The organism is Actinacidiphila acidipaludis, assembly GCF_019890725.1.
Taxonomy (GTDB): Bacteria; Actinomycetota; Actinomycetes; order Streptomycetales; family Streptomycetaceae; genus Actinacidiphila; species Actinacidiphila acidipaludis.
Genome location: NZ_JAINZZ010000003.1, coordinates 189556 through 214746, shown reverse-complemented (window position 1 = coordinate 214746; position 25191 = coordinate 189556). Strand labels below are relative to the sequence as shown.

Here is a 25191-nt window from a genome sequence, read left to right as displayed (position 1 = left end):
AGGCAGGGAGCCTACGGTGCGCGCGCATCACCGGTCCGACAGGGGGTGACCGCGTATCTTCAGAACGCGCAATTTCGCACAGAACCGATGAAACCTCCAGCAATCCGACCCAGACCGTCCGTACCGGCGGCCTCCGCGCAGGCGCCGGACCGCACGCGGGAACACCCGAGAGGAAGAGGGCCGCGCATGGAGCGAGCCGAAGCCGTCCGCCACGGGCAGACCACCATTCCGGCGCAGGCGGTGGTGGCCACCGGCCGGGACGTGCCCGCCCCGCGCACCGGCCGGCCCGACCCCTGCCTGCTGGCGTCGGCGTTCTTCTGCGCCTACGCGGCGCTGTCGGTCAGCCGCGACCGGCGGATGCAGACGATGTCCTGGGACCTGGGCATCTTCGAGCAGGCGGTCAAGTCCTACGCCCACCTGCACGCACCGGTCGCCGACCTCAAGGGCCCCGGATTCGACGTCCTCGGCGACCACTTCAGCCCGGTCACCGCGCTGATCGCGCCGTTCTACCGCGTCTTCCCGACGCCCCTCACCCTGCTCGTCGCCCAGGCGCTGCTGTTCGCGCTCGCCGTCGTCCCGGTCACCCGCGTCGCGCAGCGGTTCCTCGGACGCGGGCGGGGACTGGCGGTGGGCGCGGCCTACGGGCTGTCGTGGGGTGTGCAGCGGGCGGTGGACTTCGACTTCCACGAGGTCGCGTTCGCGGTACCGCTGCTGGCCTTCTCCCTGGAGTCGGTGCTGCGCGGCAGGTGGGCCGCGGCGCTGTGGTGGGCGGTGCCGCTGGTCCTGGTCAAGGAGGACCTGGGGGCGACCGCCGCCATGATCGGCCTGCTGGTCCGGATCCGTACGCGGCACGAGCGGCGGGCCCGCCGCGGCGGGACGGCGGGCACCTACGCGCTGGCCCTGGTGGCGTTCGGGATCGCGGCCTCGGCCTGGGAGATCAGGTGGCTGATCCCGGCCTTCCACGGCCCCGGCTACGACGCGTTCGCGCACATCAACGGCGAGGGGGCGCTCACTGGGCACATCCCGGCGGCCACCGCGGTCCGCACCCTGCTGTGGGTGCTGCTGCCCGCCGGCGGGCTGCTGGCGCTGCGCTCGCCCCTGCTGCTCGTGACGCTGCCCACCCTCGGCTGGCGGTTCGTCTCGCACTACCCGGAGAACTGGGGCACCGCCTGGCACTACAGCGCGGTGCTGATGCCGGTGGTCTTCCTCGCCCTGGTCGACGCGATCGCCGCCCTCGAACGCCGCGGCCCGCATCCCGTGTCCGGCACGCGCGAGGGGGTTCTGCACGAGGGGGTCCCGCGCGAGGGGGGCTCGGCCGCGGGGGGCTCGCGCGTGGAGGACGCCCCCGGCGAGGACGGACCGGGACGCGACGCCACCGCGGCGGGTGCTCGTGACGACGGCAACGGCGACGGCGATGGGGATGGGGACGCGCACGAGCACGGTGTGCCCGCTCCCCGTCCGTCGCCGTCGCCCGGCCCGCGGCTGCCACGAGGACCCCTGCGCGGGTACGCCGCGGCGATGCCGGCCGCCGCGGCCGGCGCCGCGCTGGCCCTCAGTGTGCAGCTCCCGCTGGCCGGGCTGACGCACGCCGCCGCCTACCGGGTGGACGCCCGCACCCGGGCCGTGGAGCGGCTGCTGGACCGCATCCCCGACGGCGCCACCGTGGAGTCCGACGTCGGCCCGCTGAGCCGCCTCGTCCACCGGACCACCGTCTACTGGATCGGCGGCAGCGGGGACGTGGTCCCGCGGTACATCGCGCTGGGCGACGCCACGGACTGGCTGGACGACCCGGTGCGGCACGCCCGGGCCCTGCACCCGGGCTCCCGCTGGACGTTGGTGGCCCGCGCCGACAACTGCCTGATCCTGCGCAGGGTGTGACGCCGGGCACGCCGTCCCCGGTGACCTGGAGAACGCCTGGGCGGCGGCCCGGGCACGGTCGCCCGCGCGCCCGGTGCTCGTCCGCGCGGGGGGCGCCCGCGGCCGGTTCACGTCGCCGGCGCGGGTCCGCGGTGTCCCACGGGTCCCGCCGGCACAGCGTCGTCCCGTATCTTTTCCGGCAGACCCCGACCCGATGCCACGGGAGGACAACGATGGACAGGGCCGAGGCCGTCATACCGGCGCAGGGCGCCCGGGCCGCCGCGGAGAGCACCTCCGCCCGCGACTCGGCGCCCGCCGGCGCCGGCGCCGAGCAGTCACCGGCCGGCCACGGAACGCGGCTCCGCCCGCCGGGCGCCCGCCTGGACCCGTACCTGCTGGCCGTCGTCTTCTTCGTGGGCTACCTGCTGCTGTCGGTCACCCGCTACCGGCGGATGCTGACGATGTCCTGGGACCTGGGCATCTTCGAGCAGGCGGTCAAGTCCTACGCCCACCTGCACGCACCGGTCGCCGACCTCAAGGGCCCCGGATTCAACATCCTCGGCGACCACTTCAGCCCGATCACCGCGCTGATCGCGCCCTTCTACCGCGTCTTCCCGAGCCCGGTGACGCTGCTGGCCGCGCAGGCCGTGCTCTTCGCGCTCTCGATCATCCCGGTCACCCGCGGTGCCGCGTACGTGCTGGGCCGCGGGCGCGGGCTGGCGATCGGCACCGCCTACGCGCTGTCCTGGGGCGTGCAGAAGGCGGTCGAGTTCGACTTCCACGAGATCGCCTTCGCGATGCCGCTGCTGGCCTTGTCCCTGGAGGCGGTGCTGCGCAAGAGGTGGACCGCCGCCCTGTGGTGGGCGGTACCGCTGGTCCTGGTCAAGGAGGACATGGGGGTCACGGCCGCCGCGATCGGGGTGATCGTGTGGTGGCGCACCCGGCAGGAGCCCGCCCCGGAGCCGGCCCCCGGTCCCGACGACGCCCGTGACGCCCATGATGTCCATGACGTCCATGACGTCCATGACGTCCATGACGCCGACGGTGCCGACTCCGACGCCGACGCCGACTCCGATACCTACCCCGACACCGACACCGACGAGCCGCTGTCCGACGGCCAGCGCTTCGGCCCGTGGGCCATCGGCGTCGCGGCCTTCGGCGTCGCGGCCTCCGCCCTGGCCTTCGGCGTGATCATCCCGGCCTTCAACAAGACCGGGGGCTACGACTACTGGAACAAGCTGAACGGCCACGGCGCCCCGATGCCCGGCCACATCCCGTTCGGCACCGCCGTCCACACGCTGCTGTGGATCCTACTGCCCACCAGCGGCCTGCTGGCCCTGCGCTCGCCGTTGTTCCTCGCCGCGCTCCCCACCCTCGGCTGGCGGTTCGTCTCGCACGACGACCACTACTGGGGCACCGACTGGCACTACAGCGCGGTGCTGATGCCGGTGGTCTTCCTCGCCCTGGTCGACGCCGCCGACAGGTCCCGCCGCAGCCGGATGCCGTGGCTGCGCTCGTACGCCTCCGGAGCCCCGGCCGCCGTGGCGGGCGCGGCCCTCGCGCTGACCCTGACCCTGCCGCTGGCCACGCTGTCGCACGGGCAGACGTACAAGGTCGACGCGCACACCAAGGCCGTCGAGAGGCTGCTCGACCAGATCCCGGACGGCGCGACCGTGGAGGCCAACGTCGGGCCGATCAGCCGGCTCGTGCACCGCACCACCGTGTACTGGATCGGCGACACCCCCGGGGTGGTGCCGCAGTACATCGCGTTCGACGACTCGGACGGGTGGGTGCCGGATCCGGCCGTCTACGCCACGCAGCTCCACCCCGGGGTGACGTACTCGGTCATCGCGAACTCCGAGGGCTACGTGATCATGCGCCGCGACTGACCCGGAGGGCGGCGCGGGCCGCCGAACCCAGCGGCCGCGCCGTCCACCGGGTACACGCCGTGCACCGGGTACACGCCGTGCACCGGCTACTCGCCGTCGTCCTCCGGGTAGTCCACGTACGCGAACCGGCGGCTGTCGGGCGCCCAGCTGTTGACGTTGAGGGTGCCCTGGCCGCCGAACACGGCGAGCACGTCGCGCGGGAGACCGCCGTCGGGGTCCACCAGCCGCAGGATCACCTCGCGGTCGGCGGGATGCCCCTCGGTGCCGGGCGGGAAACTCAGGTAGAGCAGGTGGCGGCCGTCGGGCGACAGGTGCGGGAACCAGTTGACCCGGTCGTCGTCGGTGAGGCAGCCCAGTTCGCTGCCGTCCGGCCGCATCCGGAAGATCTGCGCGTGCCCCGGGATCGTCGCGCCGTACTCGGAGTTGAAGTAGATCCAGGCGCCGTCCGGGCTGAACTCCGGCCCGTCGGCGGGGGAACGGGTGTCGGTCAGCCGGGTGTCCGGGCCGCCCGCCGCCGGGATGGTGTAGATGTTGCGGTATCCCCAGTCGTCGCCGCCGTACGGCTCGACGCCCACGTAGGCCAGGGTCAGCCCGTCGGGTGAGACGCCGTGCAGGAAGTGCCGGAACGGGTGGGCCTTGCCGTCGCCGGGCGCGGGGAGGTTGGTGACGCGCGTCGGCTCGCCGCCCTCGAAGGGCACGGCGTGGATGTGGCCGTCGCCCGCGGACAGGTAGATCGTGCGGCCGTCGGGCGAGATGACGTGGTCGTTGTTCGCGTCGGTGACGGCGCCGGTGGGGATGACCTCGGGGCCCGGGCCGCGGCCGGGCTCGGCGTCGGCGGCGATCCGCAGCAGCAGCCCGTCCTGGTTGAACACCAGCCAGCGGCCGTCGGGCGACCAGTTGGGCGCCTCCAGGGCGCTGCCCGTCGTCTCGTGGACCAGCCGGGGCGTGCCGCCGTCGATGTCGCCGACGAGGAGCCGGGCGCGCCGGCCCGGTGCGAGCGGACGGACGGCGGTACCCGCTGCGGTGATCGTCACCCCGGCACCCTAACGCGCCCCGCCCGGTGGGGGGACGGGGCGCGTCACGGGGACCGTCACGGCGTGCCGACGGGCGACGGCCCGCCGGGCGGGGTCAGCAGGAGAGGTTGCCGCCTGCCGGGACGCCGAGGATGGAGGTGAAGGACAGGTAGTCGTTGACCCGGTCCTGGACCTCGGCGGGGTTGCCGCCGTTGCACTCGATGCTGCCGTTGATGCTGCGGATGGTCTCGCCGAACCCGGCGCCGTTGACCATGGCGTTGTGCGGGGTCATGGTCCCCGGGCCGGACTGGGTGTCCCAGTACCAGAGGCCGGTCTTCCAGGCGACGGCCGCGTCGGTCTGGACGAGGTTCGGGTTGTCGAGCAGGTCGATGCCGAGGGCGTCGCCCGCCGCCTTGTAGTTGAAGTTCCAGCTCAGCTGGATGGGCCCGCGGCCGTAGTACGCGGACTGCCCGGCCGGGCAGCCGTAGGGCTGGGTCGTGTCGCAGTAGTGCGAGTAGTTCGCGGTGTTCTGCTCGACGACGTAGACCAGGCCGCCGGTCTCGTGGGCCACGTTGGCCAGGAACGCCGCGGCCTCCTGCTTCTTGACCGTGTCGCTCCCGGTGGTGGCGAAGCCGGGGTAGGCGCTGAGCGCGGCGGTCAGGCCGCTGTAGGTGTAGAAGGAGTTCCGGTTCGGGAACATCTGGTTGAACTGCGCCTCGGTGACCACGAATCCGCCGCTGGGCGGCGGCGTGGTGCCGCCGGTGGTGCCGCCGCTGCCGGAGCAGGTGTACGGGCTCCAGTACCAGGTGCTGATCGTCGGGTCGTAGCCCGGGTTGTCGTGCGTGGCGATGTAGTCGTTGCCGTTGGTGTACTGCACGATGTCGCCGGTGACGTACGAACGGCCCGCGACCCAGGCCGGGTAGCTGCAGCCGCCGGACCCGCCGGTGGTGCCGCCGCTGCCGCCGGAGGAGCCGCCGCAGGCGCCCTGGTCGGCCCAGACGTCGGCGTTGCCGGGCGTCTCGCCCTGCGTCCACCACTTCGCCGACCAGTTGTGGCCGTTGTACGAGGCGGCCATGCCGCCGGTGTACACCGAGGAGGAGTTCCACGCCGCGGCGCAGGTGGCCGCCGAGGCGGTGGAGGCCATCGGGATCAGGACCGCGAGGCCCACGACGGCCACGAGTGCGGCCAGTAACGCGACGATCCGCTGTCTGGACAAGTGACCACTCCTTATGGGGGTTCGGTGGGGTCGCATCGCAGTCCAGCGCATTGGTCTGGACCTGTCAATAGTCCAGACCAATCCCGTGCCGCCTTCGGGTTCACCGCCCCGCCGCGCAGCGGTCACTCGCCCGCGGCGGGCAACTTTCCCCGGGTCAGCCGGTCTCGTGCCCGACCGCGCGCCCAAGCACGACGTCCACGCCAGCGGCCACCACGGCACCGGCGCTGAGCCCCTGGGCCGGGCACACCGCCGGACCCGGTCGTCCGGGCGTCAGCTCCCCAGCACCGTGGTGAGGAACTCGGCCGTCCACTGCAGGAGTTCGCGGCCCACGACCGGCTTCCCGCCGATCCGCGCGGTCGACGGGCGCGGCACCATCACCTGCCGGGTGGCGTGCTTGATCACCGACCGCGGGTAGATCCGCTGCAGCCGCAGCTCCTGCGACTCGCGCAACTCCACCGGTCCGAAGCGCACGTTGGCGCCCTGCAGGGTGACGTCGCTGACCCCGACCTTGCGGGCGAGCATCCGCAGGCCCGCGACAAGCAGCAGGTTCTCCACCGGTTCCGGCAGCTTGCCGTAGCGGTCGGTGAGCTCCTCGCGGACCGCATTGATGTCGTCCTCGGAGGTGGCCGCCGCGATCGACCGGTAGGCCTGCAGCCGCAGCCGCTCGCCCGGCGCGTAGTCGTGCGGGACGTGCGCGTCGACCGGCAGCTCGATCTTCACCTCCAGCAGCGTCTCCTCCGGTTCGCCGCCGGTCTCCAGCGCCGACCGGTAGTCGGCGACGGCCTCGCCGACCATGCGCACGTAGAGGTCGAAGCCGACGCCCGCGATGTGACCGGACTGCTCGCCGCCGAGCAGGTTGCCGGCGCCGCGGATCTCCAGGTCCTTCATCGCCACGTACATGCCCGCGCCCATCTCGGTGTGCTGGGCGATGGTGGCCAGACGCTCGTGCGCGGTCTCGGTGAGCGGCTTCTCCGGCGGGTAGAGGAAGTAGGCGTAGCCGCGTTCCCGGGACCGGCCGACGCGGCCGCGCAGCTGGTGGAGCTGCGAGAGGCCGAAGGTGTCGCCGCGTTCCACGATGAGGGTGTTGGCGTTGGAAATGTCGATGCCCGACTCCACGATGGTGGTCGACACCAAGACGTCGAACTTCTTCTCCCAGAAGTCGACCACGACCTGTTCGAGCTGGGACTCCCCCATCTGCCCGTGGGCGGTCGCGATCCGCGCCTCGGGCACGATGTCCCGCAGCCGCGCGGCCGCCCGGTCGATGGACTCCACCCGGTTGTGGATGTAGAAGACCTGGCCCTCGCGCAGCAGTTCACGGCGGATCGCCGCACCGATCTGCTTCTCCTCGTACGGTCCGACGAACGTCAGCACCGGGTGCCGTTCCTCGGGCGGCGTGGTGATCGTCGACATCTCGCGGATGCCGGTGACCGCCATCTCCAGGGTGCGCGGGATCGGCGTCGCCGACATGGTGAGCACGTCGACGTTGGCCCGCAGCTTCTTCAGCTGCTCCTTGTGCTCGACGCCGAACCGCTGCTCCTCGTCGACGATGACCAGGCCCAGGTCCTTGAACTTGGTCTCGGACGAGAACAGCCGGTGCGTGCCGATGACGACGTCCACCGAGCCGTCGCGCAGGCCCTCCAGCACGGCCCTGGCCTCGGTGTCGGTCTGGAAGCGCGACAGCGCCCGCACGTTGACCGGGAACTGCGCGTAACGCTCGGAGAAGGTGCCGAAGTGCTGCTGCACCAGCAGCGTGGTCGGCACCAGCACGGCCACCTGCTTGCCGTCCTGGACCGCCTTGAACGCCGCCCGCACCGCGATCTCGGTCTTGCCGTAGCCGACGTCGCCGCAGATCAGGCGGTCCATCGGCACGGTCTTCTCCATGTCCTCCTTGACCTCGGCGATGGTGGTGAGCTGGTCGGGCGTCTCCGCGTACGGGAAGGCGTCCTCCAGCTCGCGCTGCCACGGGGTGTCCGCGCCGAAGGAGTGGCCGGGGGCGGCCATCCGCGCGGAGTACAGCCGGATGAGGTCCCCGGCGATCTCCTTGACGGCCTTCTTCGCCCGCGCCTTGGTCTTCGTCCAGTCCGCGCCGCCCAGCCGGTGCAGTGACGGCGCCTCGCCGCCGACGTACTTGGTGACCTGTTCGAGCTGGTCGGTGGGCACGAACAGCCGGTCGCCGGGCTGGCCGCGCTTGGCCGGCGCGTACTCCACCACCAGGTACTCGCGGGTGGCGCCCTGCACGGTGCGCTGCACCATCTCCACGTAGCGGCCGACGCCGTGCTGCTCGTGCACGATGTAGTCGCCGCTGACCAGGGTGAGCGGGTCGATGGTCTTGCGGCGCCGCGACGGCATGCGGCCCATGTCCTTGGTGGACGACTTCTGGCCGGACAGGTCGGTCTCGGTGAGGACCGCCAGCCGCAGCGCGGGGTCGACGAAGCCGTGCTCGATGCAGCCGGTGGCCACGTGCACCACCGAGGGCGCCAGGTCGGCCAGGTCGACGTCGAGCCGGGCGGCGATGCCCTCGCCGCCGAGCACCTCCACCAGGCGCGCGGCCGGGCCGTGCCCCTCGGTGACGAACACCGCGCGCCAGCCGTCGGCGAGCCAGCCCTTGGTGTCGGCGAGCGCGCGGGCGGTGTCGCCGCGGTACAGCTCGGGGGCGTGCATGCCCAGCCGCAGGGTGTCGCCGTCGTCCGGCAGCGCACCCTCGACGTCGGCGGCGAACGGGCTCACCGACCACCACAGGGTGTCCAGTTCGCGGGCCCGGTCCCTTACGTCCGCGATCGACCACAGGGACGCGGCGCCCAGGTCGATCGGCGCCTCGCCCCCGCCGGCCGACGCCGCCCAGGACGCCTCCAGGAACTCCCGCGAGGTGGCGACGAGGTCGGCGGCCCGGGTCCTGACCCGCTCCGGGTCGCACACCACGGCCATCGAGCCGGCCGGCAGCACGTCCAGCAGCAGCTCCATGTCGTCGACCAGCACCGGCGCCAGGGACTCCATGCCCTCCACCGCGATGCCCTCGGCGATCTTGCCCAGCAGCTCGTACAGTTCGGGGTGCTGCTCGGCGAGCACCGCGGCGCGCTCCCGCACGTCCGCGGTCAGCAGCAGCTCACGGCAGGGCGGCGCCCACAGGCCGTGCTCGGCGATCTCCAGCGAGCGCTGGTCGGCGACCTTGAAGTACCGGATCTCCTCGACGTCGTCGCCCCAGAACTCCACCCGCAGCGGGTGCTCCTCGGTCGGCGGGAAGACGTCCAGGATGCCGCCGCGCACCGCGAACTCGCCGCGCTTCTCCACGAGTTCGACGCGGGAGTAGGCCGCGGCGGCCAGCCCCTCGACGACCGTGCCGAGGTCGGCGGTCCGCCCGGTGCGCAGGGACACCGGCTCCAGGTCCCCGAGCCCCTTGACCTGCGGCTGCAGCACCGAGCGGATGGGGGCGACGACGACCTGGACGGGACCCGCCGCCGGGTCGTCGGCGCTGGGGTGGGTCAGCCGGCGCAGCACGGCCAGGCGGCGGCCGACGGTGTCGCTGCGCGGGGAGAGGCGCTCGTGCGGGAGCGTCTCCCACGCGGGGTACTCCACGACGCCGTCCGGCGGCAGCAGGGTGCGCAGAGCCGCGGCGAGGTCCTCCGCCTCGCGGCCGGTCGCGGTGACCGCGAGCACGGTCCGGCCGGCCCGCGCCGCCAGGGCGGCCACGGCCAGCGGCCGGGCGGCCGGCGGGCCCACGAGGTCCACCTGGGGCCGGGTGCCGGAGGTGGCGGCTTCGACGGCTTCCGCGAGGGCGGGGTCCTCGGTGAGGACGCCGACCAGACCGTTCAGACTCATTTCCGTCCCGGGGGGAGTGGGGGCAACGCGAACCACCCGACACGTCTCACGGGCCGGGGTGCTCCAGCCTACGTCGCCGCCGCCCCGGACGCCGTCCGCCTCCCGTGCACGGGCCGCCGCCCGCCTCTCGCGCAAGCGCCACCCGGGCCGCCGCCGGGCACCTCGGGTGCCGTCCCCGTCCTCCACGTGCCAAGCGCGCACGCTCCCACGGCCGTGCGGGCGCGGCGGCGGCCGGCGGGGCCGACCGCAGGCCGGGCGGCTGACCGTTTCCTGACACGGAGCGTCTCCGGTGACGCCCCGCTGCCTACGCTCAGCGACTGGTCCGGCCCCCACGCCGGAGCGCCCCCGTCACCGTCGGGTGTGACGGCGAACGACTCATCCTCTGCGCCGCCGGCGAGCCGGAGAGTCCTTCCTCCCGGGCGGCACCGGAGCGCGCGCCCTCCGGCCCGCGCTCCTGCCGAGCAGCGCCCCACGGCACACGTCCGTTCCCCGCAGTCGCGGGGCCCGTTCCCAGGAGCACACCGCCGATGAACAGTCCCAGGTCCCTCGCCTTCTCCAGCCTCGCCCCGAACGCCGACCTGCAGCTCGCCACGATGGCGGCGGGGATCGCCGTCGTCCTGCTGACCGGCGTCGTGCTCGCCGCCCTGTGCAAGCGCGTCCGCCAGCCGGCCGTGATCGGCGAGATCCTCGCGGGCATCGCGCTCGGCCCCAGCCTGCTCGGGCGGCTGCCCGGCGATCTGCCGCACCGGCTGTTCCCCGCCGATGTGCGGCCGCTGCTGTCGGCCGTCTCCCAGGTCGCGCTGATGCTGTTCATGTTCATGATCGGCTGGGAGTTCGAGAAGAGACTCATCCGGCCGCACCGCGGGATGGCCGCCGCGGTCTCGCTGGGTTCGGTGGGCCTCGCCTTCGGCCTCGGTGTCGCGGTCTCGACGCTGCTGTACCCCCACCACGACCGGGTGGCCGGGCACCATGTCCCGTTCCTGACCTTCGCCACCTTCATGGGCGCGGCGATGTCGGTGACCGCCTTCCCGGTGCTCGCCCGCATCCTCGCCGACAACCGGATCACCCACACCCGCGTCGGCTCCCTCGCCCTGGCCAGCGCCGCCGTGGACGACCTGCTCGCCTGGTGCATGCTGGCGTACGTCTCCGCGCTGGCGGCCTCCGGCGGCTCCCGGGAACTGCTCCAGGTGCTGAGCCTGAGCGCGGTGTACGTGGCCGCGATGTTCCTCCTGGTGCGGCCGGCGCTGGCCTGGCTGGTGGCCCGCCTGGGCGCCCGCGGGCAGTGGCGCGACCTGCTGGTGGTCCTGGCGGCCGGCACCTTCCTGTCCGGCTACGCCACCACCTGGATCGGCATCCACAGCATCTTCGGGGCGTTCCTGTTCGGCATCGTGATGCCGCGCGAGCCCGCCATGCAGCTCGCCGAGCACCTGCGCAAGCCACTGGACAACGTCAGCACGGTGCTGCTGCCGGTGTTCTTCATCATCACCGGCCTCGGCGTCGACATCGCCGGGCTGCACACCCGGCAGTGGCTGGAGCTGGCCGCCATCCTCGTCGTGGCGTGCGGCGGCAAGCTGCTGGGCGCGATGGTCCCGGCCCGGATCCTCGGGCTGGGCCGGCTGGAGTCCCGGGCGCTCGGCCTGCTGATGAACACCCGCGGCCTGACCGAGCTGATCATCCTCGACACCGCGGTCCAGCTCGGCATCCTGGACGGCCAGATGTTCACCATGATGGTCGTCATGGCGCTGGTCACCACGGCGCTGGCCGGGCCGCTGCTGCCCAGGGCCGCGGTGCTCATGGAGCTGACGCACGTCGAGGTGCCGGTGCCCGGCCTGGCCGCCACCGCCCCGCGCGGGTGACCCCGGGACGCACGGCGGCCGGGCCCCGGAGCGCGGGGGGAACCGCGCTCCGGGGCCCGGCCCGGTTCCTGCCGGACGCCCGCGGGTCAGTCCGTGGCGATCGCGTTCAGCACGTTCATCCGCCCGGCGCGGAAGGCCGGCAGCAGCGCGGCCAGCAGGCCGACCACCGCGGAACCGATGAACACCGTGATGATCGTCGACCACGGGATCTGCAGGATCTGCAGGCCCTGCGAGGCCAGCACCCGCTGCCCGGTGGCGCCCCAGCCGAGGCCGAGGGCCAGGCCGACCAGCGCGCCGAACAGGGCGATGACCACCGACTCCAGCCGGATCATCCGCCGCAGCTGACGGCGTGAGGTGCCGATCGCCCGCATCAGGCCGATCTCCCGGGTGCGCTCGACCACCGACAGGGCCAGCGTGTTCACGACGCCCAGGATGGCGACGATGATCGCCAGCGCGAGCAGGCCGTAGATCATGTAGAGCAGCTGGTTGACCTGCTTGTGGATGAGGTCCTTGTAGTCGGCCTGGTCGCGGACGTCGATCTCCGGGTAGTTCCGGACCGCCGTCTTGAGCGAGGCGTAGGCCTGGTCCTGCTTGCCGTCCGCCGCCTTGGCGAAGAGCATGAAGTCGCCGGGCATCTTGTTCGCGGGCAGGTGGTCGCGCGCGGTCGCGATGTTGGTGAACATCGAGCCGTGCTCGATGGACGTGTCGTCGCTGGTGATCGCGCGGACCGCGAGGGTGGCGGGCCGGCCGCCGGTCATCGTGACCTTCAGCTCGTCGCCGAGCTTGACGTGGTGGTCCTTCGCCCAGCCCTCCGGCACGGACATGGCGTCCTTGCCGTAGGCGTCCTGGAGCTTGCCCTGGACCGTCTCCAGCCGCAGGTCGTCGGCGTAGCTCGGGTCCGCGGCGCTCAGGTCGCCGTTGATCACCTTGCCGTCGGGGGCCGTGATCGCGGCGTTGACGATGGTGTACTCGGTGAGGTGCTGGATGTCCTGCGCCTGCTTGAGCGCCGTCTTCTCCGCGGCGGTGATCGGCTGGGCGCCGTTGCCCGCTCCGGTGATGATGAAGTCCGCGCCGACCGACTTGTCGAGCTGGTCGTCGGCCGAGGCCACCATCGAGGAGCCGACCACCGACAGGCCGGCCACCAGGGCCAGGCCGATCATCAGCGCGGAGGCGGTGGCGCCGGTGCGCCGCGGGTTGCGCAGCGCGTTGCGCTCGGCCAGCCGGCCCATCGGGCCGAAGAAGCGGAGCACGACCGCGCTGACGCCGCGGACCACGAACCCGGCCAGCAGCGGGCCGACGACCACGAAGCCGACCAGCGAGCAGAGCACGCCCAGGCCCAGCAGACCGCCGCCCGAGGACGCCTTGCTCGCCTGGGTCGCGCCGATCAGCGCCAGCACGCCGACCGCGCAGATCAGGATGCCGATCGCGGCCCTGATCCGGCCCGCCCGGCCGTCCGCCGGGGTGCCGGCGTCCCGCAGCGCGGCCATCGGGGAGATCTTCCCGGCCCGGCGGGCGGGGATGTACGCGGCGAGAACGGTGACGACGACGCCGAGGATCAGGCCGACGATCGGCGTGGTGGCCTTGATCGTCAGCTGGGAGGTGTCGAGCTTCATCCCGGCCTTGCCCATGAGGTGCATCAGGCCGACGGCGATGCCGATGCCGCCGCCGATGCCGAGCACCGAGCCGGTGACGCCGAGCATGACCGCCTCGATCAGCACCGACCGGTTGACCTGCCGCCGGCTGGAGCCGAGGGCACGCATCAGGCCGATCTCGCGGGTGCGCTGGGCGACCAGCATCGAGAAGGTGTTGACGATCAGGAAGATGCCGACCAGCACCGAGATGCCGGCGAAGCCGAGCATCGCGTACTTCATGAAGTTCAGGAAGCCGCCGACGTCGTCCTTGTCCTTCTTCTTGGTCTCGGCCGCGGTGTCGATCGTGTAGCCGCCGCCGATGGCCGCCTTGACGTTGGCCTTGAGCTGGTCGTCGCTGACGCCCTTGGCCGCGGTCAGGCCGAAGCCGGTGTAGGCGTCGGTCCGGCCGAGCAGCTTGGACTGGGCGGTGGCGGTGTCGATGTAGACCACGGCCGCGCCGGGGTTGGTGGTCTTGAAGGTGACGATCCCGGAGATGGTGACGTCGAAGTCGCCGGGCGCGGCGATGACGCGCAGCGTGTCACCGATCTTCAGGTGCTTCTTGCTCGCGGTGTCGGCGTCCAGCACCGCGTCGTTCGGGCCCTGCGGCAGGTGGCCGGAGGACAGCTCGACGGCGCGGGTCTCCGTCGGGTCCCAGTTGCTGACGACGGTCGGCGCGCCCGACGACGGGCTGATCTTGTTGTTGTGCGCGTCCGCCACCGTGACGTCCTGGCTGGTGACGTCGGGGTCGGACGTGGCGACGCCGCTGACGTGCGTCAGCTTGTCCTGCAGCGCGGCGGGCACCATGTCCGGCAGGCCGGTGTGCTGCTCGTGGTCGACCTTCTTCGCCGAGACGGTGACGTCGGAGGCGGTGGAGCCGAAGAGCTTGTCGAAGGTGGCCGTCATGGTGTCGGTGAACACCAGCGTCCCGCAGACGAAGGCCACCGAGAGCAGCACGGCGATCGCCGACAGCGCCATCCTGCCCTTGTGCGCGAAGAAGTTGCGCACGGAGGTCTTGAGGACGGTCACGACGTCCTCCCGCGACCGTCGAAGGACTTCATGCGCTCCAGCACGGACTCGGCGGTGGGGTTGGCCATCTCGTCGACGATGCGGCCGTCCGCCAGGTAGAGCACGCGGTCGGCGTAGGAGGCGGCGACCGGGTCGTGGGTGACCATGACGATGGTCTGGCCGAGGTCGTCGACCGAGCGGCGCAGGAAGCCGAGGACCTCGGCGCCGGCGCGGGAGTCGAGGTTTCCGGTCGGCTCGTCACCGAAGATGATCTCGGGGCGGGCAGCCAGGGCGCGGGCGACGGCGACACGCTGCTGCTGGCCGCCGGAGAGCTGGGTGGGGCGGTGCTTGAGCCGGCCGCCGAGGCCGACGGTCTCCACCACGCGGTCCATCCAGTCCCGGTCGACCTTGCGGCCGGCGATGTCCATCGGCAGAGTGATGTTCTCCGCCGCGTTCAGGGTCGGGAGCAGGTTGAACGACTGGAAGATGAAGCCGATCTTGTCCCGGCGGAGCTGGGTGAGCTTCTTGTCCTTCAGGCCGGTGATCTCGGTGTCACCGATCCAGATGCGGCCCTCGGAGACGGTGTCCAGGCCGGCCAGGCAGTGCATGAGGGTGGACTTGCCGGAGCCCGACGGGCCCATGATCGCGGTGAAGCGGCCGCGGGCGATGTCGACGTCGACGGCGTCCAGTGCGAGGACGCGGGTCTCGCCCATGCCGTACGCCTTGGTGACGGCGCGGCCTGCAGCGGCGACGGCCGAACGTTCTCCGCTGCCCCCAGCCGTGGGAATCGTCATGGCCGATGTCACTGGTATCTCCTGATGTGGGTTCGGGGACGGGTGCGAGCCGCACGGGTCGGCGTACGTCTCAGCCTGCGGGAGACGGGGTCCCGTCCACGATGGGGCGGGTCTCCGTATCGAGGGTGGGGCTGTCCCCACCCCCTGCCGGAGTGGGGCGTCACACCCCGCCCTATGACAGTAGGGAGCGCATAAGGCCCGTTCGTCATCCGGCAGCACGAACCACAGGGAGCCGAAAGTAGGTACCTCCCCCTAGGGGACTGCTACTTGAGTCTCATACCGGTGTCAGGGTCGGAAACGCCGCACGGCGGCGACCTGCGGGTCTCCGTGGCCGGTGTCGTGTACACGGAGATTGGCAGGTCGCTGCCACCGGGCCTACGGGGCGACGGCGAGGCGCGACGGAGTGACGCCGGACAGGAGGTGGGTGAGCCCGAGGTCGATGCCGGGACCCACGTACCAGTCGCCGGTGTGGTCCACGGCGTAGACGCGCCCCTCCGCGTCCACGGCGAGCACCGCCCCGGAGCCCGGCTCCTCGCCGAGCGGGCTGATCTCGGTGTCCAGGGCACGCCCCAGGTCGCCGAGGGTGCGGGCCAGGTGCAGCCCGCGCATCGGGTCGACGACGACGGTGACCGGCGCGATCTGCCGGCCCGGTCCCGAGGCGGCCGGCACCGTCAGACCGCCGAACTCCGCCCAGGCCTCGACCGCCGCCGGGAACACCGCGTGCCGGTGACCGCCGGGCGAGACGTGCGCCCGCAGCGCGTCGGCCCACTCCTCCGCCTGCTTGATGTCCCAGCGGCCCGGCTGCCAGCCCGCGGCGCGCAGCGCGGCGTCCACGCCGACGGGGAAGCGGGTGCCGCCGGACGGGCCCGCCGTCACCCGCGCCCCTCGCCCGGGTCGACCGGCCGCACCCCGAAGTGGGCGAGGAGCGGCGCGCAGGACCGGCACGGCGCCACGTACGTGCCGTGGGTGGGGTCGCCCGCCTCCCGTATCCGCCGGGCCGTCAGCTTGGCCCCGCGCAGCGCCTTGCGGGCCTCGCTCTGGGTGAGCGGCTTGCGGGAGGCCCGCTTGCCGCGGCCGGCCTCGACCGCCGTGAGATGACGGGAGATCAGCACGGCCTCCGGGCAGCGCCCGGTGAAACGTTCCCGCTGCGCGACCGGCAGCGCGTCGAGGAAGTCCTGCACGATCGGGTGCAGGACGGGGGCGTGTTCGCCCTTGGCGCCGGTGCAGGAGAGCACCTCGTCGCGGATGGACAGCGCGGCGCCCACCGCGGGCAGGATGCCGTCCCTGCGGTGCCGCAGGACCGGCGGGCCGACGGGATCGTGTGCCGCTCTCCAGGTCAGCCTCGGATCGGCGGACTCCGCCGCCGACAGGTGAAGTGTCATGTCGTGCGTACTTTCCCTCCATGCGCCCGCCACGGCGGGCGTTCCCCCGCAGGGCGATCAGAGTGCCAAATCCGCCGTCCGCTGGGGAAGCGCCGCACCGCGCCGCGCGCGTGTCGTGTGGGCCATGTCACCACCGTGTGACGGTCCGTCGGTGCGACCGACACGCCGTGTACACGTTTTGGCTTCACAGAGCCGGCACAGCGGGTCCACAACCTGCGCCGACGCCATGGACGCCGTCGGCGGCCGACGGGAGGATCGGAATCCGGCCCCGCACCCGCGGATCCCCCCACCGCCGAACCCGAGGGAACGTGACCCCATGCGCAAGTCCCTTACAGCCGCGAGCGCCGCGCTGCCCGCGCTGCTGCTGCTCGCGGCCTGCTCCACCGGCTCCTCCCACACCGACGGCACACCGAGCGCGTCCCCCACGACGCTCTCCACGCTCGCCGGTCACGCGCCGCTCACCGTGCAGCAGTTGAGCCGCGCCCTGGTCACCGACACCGACCTGCCCGGCTGGGTGATCGAGCAGTCCTCGTCGTCCGACGGCGTGCAGACCACCGCGCCCGAGGAGTTCAACCCCGACGACCTGTCCGCCCAGGGCGACTCCGGCGGCCAGGCGGTGCTGCACGCCGACATCCCCGGCTGCCAGCCGCTGGCCGACACCGCCAGCACCCAGCCGCGGATCCACCGTATGGCCTCGGTGGGCGCCGAGTTCGCGCCCGCCCCGCAGGCTGCGTCCTCCGGGTCAGCCGGGTCCGCCGGGTCCGCCGGGTCTTCCGGGTCCTTCGGCCCGGGGGCGGCGAAGGTCGTGCCGACGACCGTCAACCAGATGCTCGTCGCCAGCCACGCGCCCGGTGACGCCCAGAAGGTGATGGCGTCGCTGCGGACCGCGCTCACCACCTGCACCCGCTTCACCGCGACCGGCGGCGACGGCACCCGGACGCCGTTCAGCATCGCGGGCGGCCCGAAGGTCACGGTCGGCGACGAGGCGGTGGCCTATCTGATGACCGACGTGTCCGACAAGAAGACCGGCGCCGCGCTGGTGACGGTCGTCCGCACCGGCGACACCATCACCTCCTACCTGTCCACGCGGTCGGCGGGCGGCGCGGGACCGGTGCCGCTGGCGGTCGCCCGCAAGCAGGACGCCAAGCTGCGGGCGGTCCTGGCCCGGCAGCGGTGAACGCCGTGTCGTGACCGTTCTGTGAGCAGTGCACCACCAGGCGGGCGCGCCCGGTGCCGTAGAGTCGCGCGGCAGCGGGCCGTCCGCCCGCTCAGCCCGTGCCGGGACGCGCGGGGCCCCGGGCCGCGGGGACGGACACGACACATGGGGATCGATTCGATGCGGATATGTGCACGCAGTCGCCTACTCACCGGTAGTTCACGTACGGCGGTCGTGGCCGCCGCCCTGCTGCCCGCGCTCGCGCTGACCGCGGCCTGCGGCGGGGACGGCAAGAGCGGCAAGGACCAGCCGAAGAACGTCCGGGCGTCCGGCGCGGTCTCCACCGCCAACCTGACGCAGGCGCTGCTCACGTCCAAGGACGTCCCCCACGTCCAGGTGCTGCCCGCGGGCTCCAAGGGCCAGCTGCTCGGCGGCCCGCAGACGGCCGACCGGCCCGCCTGCCAGCCCGTGGCCGACCAGTGGAGCAGCCAGCCGAAGCACCCGCGGCAGGTCTACGTCGGCGCGATGATCACCGACACCGCGGCGTCGGACAAGAACGCCAAGACCATCAGCCTCACCGTGGTCGCCTCCTACACCGCGGGCGAGGCGAAAGCCGTGCTGGACGACCTGACCACGTCGCTGAAGACCTGCACGTCGTTCTCCTCCACCCGCAACGGCGTCAGCACCACCTTCGCCGTGAAGCCGGTGCCGGCGACGACCACCTACGGCGACCAGCAGGCCAGTTACACCATCGGCGACACGAGGAAGGGCCAGGCGGGCACCGTGCTCGTCACGGTGATCAGGGTCGGCGACACCACCGCGGCGTACGAGACGCTGCGCGCCGACCACAAGCCGGCCACCCTGCGCGACGCCGTCCCGCTCCGCCAGGTCGCCAAGCTCCGCGACGCCGCCAAGAACGACTGACCCGGCCGGCCTCCACCCCGACGACGGCTGCCGGACCAGGGAGTTCAGCTCCCTTGCCACACCCCCTAGGCTGTCGTCATCAGCCAGATGCAGCAGGGGGCAACCGCCATGACGACAGGCCGGCAAGGGCTGGGAGCACCTCCCGGGCCCGGAGCCGCGGAGCACTCCGCGCCGCCCAACGCGGCCTACTCCGGACAGGTCGTGCACTTTCCCGACCCGGTCCGCGCGGCCAGACACCCGCAGGGCGTCTGGGTCGACGACGACGGCTACCCCGACTTCTCCCCGTACGCCCGCGCCGCCGCCGAGATCGCCGAACCCCCCGAGGGCTTCGGCGTCGACGAACTGCGGCTGACCGACCACGTGTCGGCCAACGCGGCGCTGCACGCCGCCGGGCACGAGCTGTGGGGCAGCCTGTCCCCCGTCGCCACCCCGCACGGCTGGACGTGGCACCACGTGCACGGCACGCGCCGCCTGGAGTTGATACCCGTCGAGGTCAAGGCGCTGCTGCGGCACCACGGTGGCCTGGCGACCTCCACCGCCGACCACGCCAAGCGCGGCACCCGCCCGCTCCAGGAGACCCGCCCGGTGCACTTCGGCCTGCCCAAGGACGCGGTGGCCGTGACGGAGCAGCAGGTGTGCGACGTCGAGGAGGAGCTGGGCTACCGGCTGCCCGGCGCCTACCGCACCTTCCTCAAGGCGGCCGGCGGCTGCGCCCCCAAGGGCGTGGCCCTCGACCCCGAACTCGGCCTGCTGCTCGACCAGCCGTTCTTCACCGTGCGCGACGACGCCGCGGTCAACGACCTGATCTACGTCAACAAGTGCCTGCGCGACCACCTGACGAAGGACTACCTGGCGATCGGCTATCTCCAGGGCGGCGTGCTCGCCGTCAAGGTGAAGGGCGACCGGTTCGGTTCCGTCTGGTTCTGCGCGTACGACGACATCCGCGACGGCGAGCGCTGGGATTCCCCGGCGGACCGGGTCGCCGAACTGCTGCTGCCCTGCGGCGACTCGCTGGACGAGTTCCTGCTGCGGCTGGCGGGCAACCCGCCGGAGCTGGAGACGGTGGCGAACCTGATGGTGGACGGCGGGTTCGCGACCGCCGTCCCGGTGGAGGGGTGAGGCCGCGATGGTGACCTTCGCAGAGGCGCAGGAGCGCGCCGAGCGCTGGATCAACGGCGACGTCCCGTCGTACCAGGCCCGGGAGGTCCGGGTCCGCGAGTTCGACCTCGGCTTCGTGGTGTGGTCCGAGACCCGCGAGGGCGGGCCGCTGACCGACGACGGCCTGGTCCGGGTGATCATCGCCCGGGACAGCGGCGAGGCCACGCTGTGGCCGGCCCTGCCCGTCGGTGAACTCGTCCGCCGCTACGAGGAGGAGTACGGCGCCGTGCCGAACGACGCGGTTCCGGAACCGCCCCAGCGCATCGACCTGGAGGCCACGTCCTTCCTGCTGAGCCCGCCGCAGTGGCTGCAGGACGCCGCCGACCGGATGGGCATCCCCGACCGCCGCAGGGACGCCTCCGGCGCGGGTGCGGGCACGTCGTCCGGCGGCGCGGGGGTACCGGCGCAGGCAGGCTTGGCAGCCGGCGCGGGTGCCGGCGCGGCCGACCTCGGATCCACCCCGTCCGGCGGCATCGACTACCGCAGGCCCGAACACGCCACGAGCGACCCCGCCACGGCCGACCCAGGCCCGGGCCTCACCGCCCCGGGTGCCGGCGCGGCCGACCTCGGATCCACACCGTCCGGCGGAATCGACTACCGCAGGCCCCAGCGCGCGACGGGCGACCCCGCCACGGCCGACGCAGGCGCGTCCGGCGGTGCGGGGGTACCGGCGCAGGCAGGCCTCGCAGCCGCCGCCGGTGCCGGATCGGCCGACACAGGTTCCGCGACCCCGTCCGTCGGGATCGACTACCGCAGGCCCGGCCAGGACTCCGCCCCGTCCGGCGGGATCGACTACCGCAAGCCCGGTGACACCCCCACCCCCGCCGCCTCCGCCGACGACGGCGGCGGCTGGGCCGGGAAGACGGTCAGCGACTCGGGGCAGGGCTCGTCCGTCGCGGTGCCCGCCACCGTCTTCGCGCCGCCGATCAGCGAGACCGGCCGGCGGCCGGACGGGCCCGGCGCCGCCGCCGAGGCGCGGACCGAACTGCTGCCGCAGGGCAGCGCCCTGCCCCCGACGATGATCGCCCCCGCGGAGGGCCCGCCCGCGCCGCCCGCGCAGGGCGTCCCGCACACCATGGGCGGCTCGCCGTACCCGCCGCCGGGCGGCCCCGCCGTCCCGCTGCCGCCGCCCCCGGGCGTGGGCTACCCGCCCCCCGGACCGGGCGCGGGCACTCCCCCTGTGCCGCCCGCGTACGGGTCGTACGGGTATCCGCAGGGCGGCCCCGCCGCGCCCGCACCGCACGTGCCCGGCGCTGCGGACATCGCCGACCTGGAGACCGCCAGGGCCCCGCGCGGCAGCGTGCCGCCGGCGGCCGGTCCGCCGCAGCCCGCCGCGGACGCGCCGCCCCCGCCGCCCGCCGCGGGCAACCCGGCGTACGCGGCGACCATGATGGCCTCGCCCGGGCCGAACACCCCGCCTCAGGGGCCCGGGTCCCCGCCCGCCCCGCCCGCGGGCAACGACCCGCACTACGCGGCGACGATGCTGGCCGCACCCGGCACTCCCCCGCCGGGGCCGGGCGCGGGCGGCCCACCGCCGCCTCCCCCGGCACCGGGCGCGGGCACTCCGCCGCCCCCGCCGCCGGGCAACGGCACTCCGCCGCCCGGACCCGGCAACCCGCACTACGCCGCCACCATGCTCGCCGGACCGGGCGTCCCGCCCCCCGGACCGGGCGCGGGCGGTCCGCCGCCACCTCCCCCGGCACCGGGCAACCCGCACTACGCGGCGACGATGCTCGCCGGTCCCGGCACCCCGCCGCCGGGACCGGGCGCGGGCGCACCGCCACCCCCGCCGCCGGCCTACGGGTACCCGCAGGGCGGCCCCGCCGTGCCCACGGTCGGGCCCGGTTACATGGCCGTGCTGCGCTACCGCGGTCAGGACGGCAGCGAGCAGCAGCTCATCCGCCGTTCTGCGCCCGGTACGCCGCACCCGGAGTGGCAGATCCTGCACGAGCTGCGGTCGATGAACATCCGCCCGGAGCAGGTACTGGAGCTGCACACCGAGCTGGAGTCGTGCGACCTGCCGGGCGGCTACTGCGCCCGGATGGTGCGGGAGACCTGGCCGCAGGTGCGGATCAGCCACACCGCGCCCTACGGCCGTGACCACGCCGGGCGCCGGCAGGGTGTCCAGCACCTGCTGACGCACCAGGGCGAACTGCACCAGGTGGCGGGTGCGCCCGCCCGTCCGCAGCCGCAGCGCGTCCCGATGCCGGACGCCCACTCCGTGGTGCGGGTGCCGCCGGTGGGTCTGGACGTCATCGGGCAGGAGCTGGCGGGCGCGTTCGGCCCGCAGGCGGTGTTCCGCTTCGACCAGCGCGCGGTCTCGCGGGCCGGCGTGCCGGACATCGTCGCGCAGACGCTGGTGTGGGCCGGGCTGCCGGTGGACTTCGGGCCCTTCTTCTGGGCGCAGGCCCAGCCGGGGCAGCCGGTGCCGACGCTGGCCGAACTGGCGGCGCAGCGCGGTGTGCAGGCGGCCGCCGACGCGGGCTCGTACCTCGTCATGGGCAACGACTTCGGCCGTCAGCTCTGCGTGCAGTACGGGACCGCGCACATCGTGGCGGTGCCGCTGGAGGCCGGTCCGGGCGGCACGCCCGCGCAGGCGCCGCAGTTCGTGAACTCCAGCCTGCCGGAGTTCGCCCGCTGCCTGGCGCTGCTGGGCCGGATGTGGCGGCTGCGGCTCGGGCTGACGCCGGAGCAGGCCGGCCGCTGGACGGTCGACTTCCAGGCGCAGCTCGCCGCGCAGGACCCGGCGGCCATCGCCTCGCCGGACAACTGGTGGTCGGTGCTCATCGAGCAGATGTGGGACGGGCTGCTCTAGACGGGCTGCTCTGGACGGACTGCTGTAACGGCACGTCATGCCGTGCGCCGCGCCCGCGGCGGCGGGACGAAAGGGCCGGGTGGAGGAACCCCTCCACCCGGCCCTTTCGTTGTCCGGCGCGTCGCGGGGTAGGAGAGGGACGGGAGTGGCGTAGCCCGTACAATTCGGTCATATCCGGACAAGGGGACAGCGCGCGACCAGGCGCCATGACGCGGACCGGCCCGACGGCGAGGGGCACACGGCATGAGCAGTGACACGACCACACCGGAAGCAGCGGAGGGGCGGTTCTCCACGGTCCGCGGCCGCGGGTACCGCCCCGACCAGGTGGACCGCTTCCTGGACGAGCTTTCCGAGGACCGGGACGCGGCATGGGAGCGGGCGGCCCGGCTGACCGTCCTGGCGAACGAGATGGACGCCGAGTGCACGGCGCTGCGCCGGCAGGTGGACGCGCTGGCGGCGACGGGCTACGAGTCCCTCGGGCCCGGCGCGGTGGACCTGCTGCGGACGGTGGAGGAGGAGGCCGCGGCGGTCCGCGAACGGGCCGAGACCGAGGCCCAGTACGCCCGGGACGCCGCGGACACCGCACGTCGCGCCCTCCAGGACGAGGCCCGCGCCGCGGCCTCCGCACGGCTGGCCGCCGCCGAGGACCAGGCGCAGGCCGTCATGGACGAGGCGTGCGGGCGGGCCGCGGAGATCCTCGGGCAGGCCCGCGCCGAGGCGGACGCCGTGCGCGGCGAGGCCACCTCGGCGATGGAGGGGGTGCAGGCGCGGCTCGGCCGGGAGAAGGACGAGGCGGACCAGGCGCGGCAGAGCCGGCTGGACGTGCTGGAGCGGGAGCTCGCCGAGCGCGAGGCCGTGGTGGACGGCCGGCTGGCCGACCTGCTGGCGGACGCCGAGCGGCGGCTGGAGGAGGCGAACCGGGAGCGGACCGAGGCGGAGGAGGCGCTGCGCACCCAGCAGGCCGACGCCGAGGCGCGCGCGACCGCGTTGCTGTCGCAGGCCCGGGTCCACGAGGAGCGGGTGCGCCGCGAGGCGGAACGCACGCTGCGCGAGCACGAGCAGCACCGGGACGAGATCCGGGCCCATCTGGCCCACATCCGCAGCACCCTGGCCGCGCTCACCGGCCGGGACCCCGAGCCGCCGGAGCAGCCCGAGGTGCCCGAGGTGCCGGAGCAGCCCGACGCGCCCTGAGGCTCACCCGGCCCCCGGCCGCGCCCTGAGCGTCATACGGGTCCCTGGCCACTCCCCTGAGGATCAGGCCCCCCGGCCACCCGCTGAGGGTTCAGACGGCCGCGAGCGGGATCATCGCGGAGACCCGGAAGCCGCCTTCGGGGGTCGGCCCGGCGGCGAAGCCGCCGCCGTGGGAGGTGACACGCTCGCGCATGCCGACCAGGCCGTGGCCCCCGCTGGGCAGCCGGGTGGGAGCCGATCCGTCCGACGGGCCATTGGTGATCAGCACCGCCACCTCGGCCTCGCGGTAGACGAGCAGGACGCGCGCCTTGGCGCCGGCCGCGTGCTTGTGCACATTGGTCAGCGCTTCCTGCACCACGCGGTAGACGGTCGCCTCGATCCGCTTGCCGCACGGCCGGGACTCGCCCTCGGTCAGGAACTCCACGCCCATGCCGGCCGCCGCCGACTCCTCCACCAGTGCGGCGAGCTGTTCCAGGCAGGGGCCCTCGTCCTCCTCGGTCCCCGCGGCCGTCAGGGCGGCGCCGGCCACCGCGACCACGGTGGCGCCGTCCGGGACCGAGGAGGACGAGGCCCCGGTCCCGGCCGCCGTGCCGGACACGGCGACCGAGGCGGTGCGCAGCACACCGAGCATCTGCCGCAGCTCGGTCAGCGCCTGCCGCCCCATGTCGCCCAGCAGTTCCGCGCTCGCGGACGCCTTCTGCGGGTCCTTGAGGGCGACGGCCTTGAGCGCGGCCGCGTGCACCACCATCAGGCTGACCCGGTGGGCGACGACGTCGTGCATCTCGCGCGCGATCCGGGTGCGCTCGTCGGCGCGGGCCCGCTCGGCCCGCTCCAGCGCCTTCTCCGCGAGCAGTTCCAGCTCGCGCTCCAGGCCGTCGGCCCGCTCCCGCAGGCTCTCCACCAGCCGCCGCCTGGCCCGCACGTACAGGCCGAGCAGCACCGGCGGCGCGGTCAGTCCGAGCGCCATCAGCGCGGAGACGATCAGCGTCACCAGCATCGTCATCGAGTGGCTGCCGGAGTCGCGCATGCTGTCCTCGAAGTTGAGGAACGCCACCAGCATCGTGCCGAAGCCGTTCATCGAGGCGAGCGCGACGGTGATGCGCCGCGGCACCTCGGAGGCCGCGAGCGTGTAGAGGCCGACGAGGGAGAGCAGGAAGCCCATCTGGGCCGGGCTGACCGCGATGCCGACCAGCACCACCGCCACCGGCCAGCGCCGGCGCAGCAGCAGCACCGCGCCCACGAGCATGCCGAAGAGCGCGCCGAGTGTCGTCGCGATCCCGGTCTTCTGCGCGAAGGTGGCGCCCTCGAAGGCGCACTCCAGCGCCGACACCGCGGCCAGACCCGCGTCGAAGACGAGGCTGCGCCGCCTCGGCCACCACCACCAGCCGGACCCGGGCCGTCCTCCAGCCCCGTCGTCCGGTACGTGCGCCCCCGTCGTACTCATGGCGTCCAGCGTAGGCGGTGCGCCGGGCGGCGCACCGGCCCCGT

The 25191-nt window shown here is 73.6% G+C and carries 16 protein-coding genes; 8 read left to right on the top strand and 8 right to left on the bottom strand.

From position 1 onward, the window contains the following. The first annotated feature begins 186 nt into the window (after positions 1-186). Both K7862_RS37285 and K7862_RS04230 read left to right on the top strand, forming a co-directional pair. Entirely contained in the window at positions 187-1878 is a 1692-nt protein-coding gene (locus tag K7862_RS37285) for a DUF2079 domain-containing protein (RefSeq protein ID WP_272493219.1), read from the top strand. Between the two features lie 212 nt (positions 1879-2090). Beyond that, positions 2091-3746, top strand: a complete 1656-nt coding sequence (locus K7862_RS04230; RefSeq protein WP_222960715.1) for a DUF2079 domain-containing protein — start codon at positions 2091-2093, stop codon at positions 3744-3746. 86 nt (positions 3747-3832) lie between these two features. Here the strand turns inward: K7862_RS04230 and K7862_RS04225 are convergent, their stop codons facing one another. From K7862_RS04225 to mfd, 3 genes are all read right to left on the bottom strand, one after another. After that, the gene (locus K7862_RS04225) at positions 3833-4780 is read right to left on the bottom strand and encodes a TolB family protein (protein WP_222960714.1); all 948 of its coding nucleotides are present in this window, start codon (positions 4778-4780) and stop codon (positions 3833-3835) included. Between the two features lie 94 nt (positions 4781-4874). Beyond that, positions 4875-5975, bottom strand: a complete 1101-nt coding sequence (locus K7862_RS04220; RefSeq protein ID WP_372461495.1) for a glycoside hydrolase family 19 protein — start codon at positions 5973-5975, stop codon at positions 4875-4877. 270 nt (positions 5976-6245) lie between these two features. Next, a complete protein-coding gene (gene mfd, locus K7862_RS04215; RefSeq protein ID WP_222960713.1) occupies positions 6246-9791 on the bottom strand; it encodes a transcription-repair coupling factor in 3546 nt (1181 codons plus the stop codon). Between the two features lie 527 nt (positions 9792-10318). Between mfd and K7862_RS04210 the strand changes: the two genes are divergently transcribed. After that, entirely contained in the window at positions 10319-11647 is a 1329-nt protein-coding gene (locus tag K7862_RS04210; RefSeq protein ID WP_222960712.1) for a cation:proton antiporter domain-containing protein, read from the top strand. A gap of 86 nt (positions 11648-11733) precedes the next feature. On the opposite strand, the gene K7862_RS04205 is transcribed toward K7862_RS04210, so the two are convergent. The 4 genes from K7862_RS04205 to K7862_RS37275 form a co-directional block, all read right to left on the bottom strand. Continuing rightward, positions 11734-14304, bottom strand: a complete 2571-nt coding sequence (locus K7862_RS04205; RefSeq protein WP_222960711.1) for an ABC transporter permease — start codon at positions 14302-14304, stop codon at positions 11734-11736. Beyond that, positions 14301-15077, bottom strand: a complete 777-nt coding sequence (locus tag K7862_RS04200) for an ABC transporter ATP-binding protein (RefSeq protein ID WP_222960710.1) — start codon at positions 15075-15077, stop codon at positions 14301-14303. Before K7862_RS04200 ends, K7862_RS04205 begins: the two co-directional genes overlap by 4 nt. 375 nt (positions 15078-15452) lie before the next feature. Beyond that, a complete protein-coding gene (locus K7862_RS37280) occupies positions 15453-15953 on the bottom strand; it encodes an SUKH-3 domain-containing protein (protein WP_308011832.1) in 501 nt (166 codons plus the stop codon). Beyond that, positions 15950-16459: a YwqJ-related putative deaminase gene (locus K7862_RS37275; protein WP_262412624.1), complete on the bottom strand. Its 510-nt coding sequence runs from the start codon at positions 16457-16459 to the stop codon at positions 15950-15952. Before K7862_RS37275 ends, K7862_RS37280 begins: the two co-directional genes overlap by 4 nt. A 316-nt stretch (positions 16460-16775) precedes the next feature. On the opposite strand from K7862_RS37275, the gene K7862_RS04190 reads away from it, so the two are divergent. From K7862_RS04190 to K7862_RS04170, 5 genes are all read left to right on the top strand, one after another. Continuing rightward, positions 16776-17636: a hypothetical protein gene (locus K7862_RS04190; RefSeq protein WP_222960708.1), complete on the top strand. Its 861-nt coding sequence runs from the start codon at positions 16776-16778 to the stop codon at positions 17634-17636. Positions 17637-17849: 213 nt separating this feature from the next. Further along, a complete protein-coding gene (locus K7862_RS04185; RefSeq protein ID WP_222960707.1) occupies positions 17850-18539 on the top strand; it encodes a sensor domain-containing protein in 690 nt (229 codons plus the stop codon). A 108-nt stretch (positions 18540-18647) separates the two neighbouring features. Continuing rightward, the gene (locus K7862_RS04180; RefSeq protein ID WP_222960706.1) at positions 18648-19658 is read left to right on the top strand and encodes an HNH endonuclease; all 1011 of its coding nucleotides are present in this window, start codon (positions 18648-18650) and stop codon (positions 19656-19658) included. A 7-nt stretch (positions 19659-19665) separates the two neighbouring features. Next, positions 19666-22512 (top strand): SUKH-4 family immunity protein, encoded by a 2847-nt coding sequence (locus K7862_RS04175; RefSeq protein WP_222960705.1) that lies wholly within the window; start codon positions 19666-19668, stop codon positions 22510-22512. Positions 22513-22755: 243 nt separating this feature from the next. Beyond that, the gene (locus K7862_RS04170; RefSeq protein ID WP_222960704.1) at positions 22756-23703 is read left to right on the top strand and encodes a DivIVA domain-containing protein; all 948 of its coding nucleotides are present in this window, start codon (positions 22756-22758) and stop codon (positions 23701-23703) included. Positions 23704-23794: 91 nt separating this feature from the next. Here K7862_RS04170 and K7862_RS04165 read toward each other — a convergent pair whose 3' ends face one another. Further along, entirely contained in the window at positions 23795-25147 is a 1353-nt protein-coding gene (locus tag K7862_RS04165) for a sensor histidine kinase (RefSeq protein WP_222960703.1), read from the bottom strand. Positions 25148-25191: the final 44 nt, after the last annotated feature.

Bases quoted from the DNA above. Each gene is read 5' to 3' on its own strand.
- K7862_RS37285 (WP_272493219.1), top strand. From the start codon at position 187: ATGGAGCGAGCCGAAGCCGTCCGCCACGGGCAGACCACCATTCCGGCG.
- K7862_RS04230 (WP_222960715.1), top strand. From the start codon at position 2,091: ATGGACAGGGCCGAGGCCGTCATACCGGCGCAGGGCGCCCGGGCCGCC.
- mfd (WP_222960713.1), bottom strand. From the start codon at position 9,791: ATGAGTCTGAACGGTCTGGTCGGCGTCCTCACCGAGGACCCCGCCCTC.
- K7862_RS04210 (WP_222960712.1), top strand. From the start codon at position 10,319: ATGAACAGTCCCAGGTCCCTCGCCTTCTCCAGCCTCGCCCCGAACGCC.
- K7862_RS04200 (WP_222960710.1), bottom strand. From the start codon at position 15,077: ATGACGATTCCCACGGCTGGGGGCAGCGGAGAACGTTCGGCCGTCGCC.
- K7862_RS37275 (WP_262412624.1), bottom strand. From the start codon at position 16,459: ATGACACTTCACCTGTCGGCGGCGGAGTCCGCCGATCCGAGGCTGACC.
- K7862_RS04190 (WP_222960708.1), top strand. From the start codon at position 16,776: ATGCGCAAGTCCCTTACAGCCGCGAGCGCCGCGCTGCCCGCGCTGCTG.
- K7862_RS04180 (WP_222960706.1), top strand. From the start codon at position 18,648: ATGACGACAGGCCGGCAAGGGCTGGGAGCACCTCCCGGGCCCGGAGCC.
- K7862_RS04175 (WP_222960705.1), top strand. From the start codon at position 19,666: ATGGTGACCTTCGCAGAGGCGCAGGAGCGCGCCGAGCGCTGGATCAAC.
- K7862_RS04170 (WP_222960704.1), top strand. From the start codon at position 22,756: ATGAGCAGTGACACGACCACACCGGAAGCAGCGGAGGGGCGGTTCTCC.
- K7862_RS04165 (WP_222960703.1), bottom strand. From the start codon at position 25,147: ATGAGTACGACGGGGGCGCACGTACCGGACGACGGGGCTGGAGGACGG.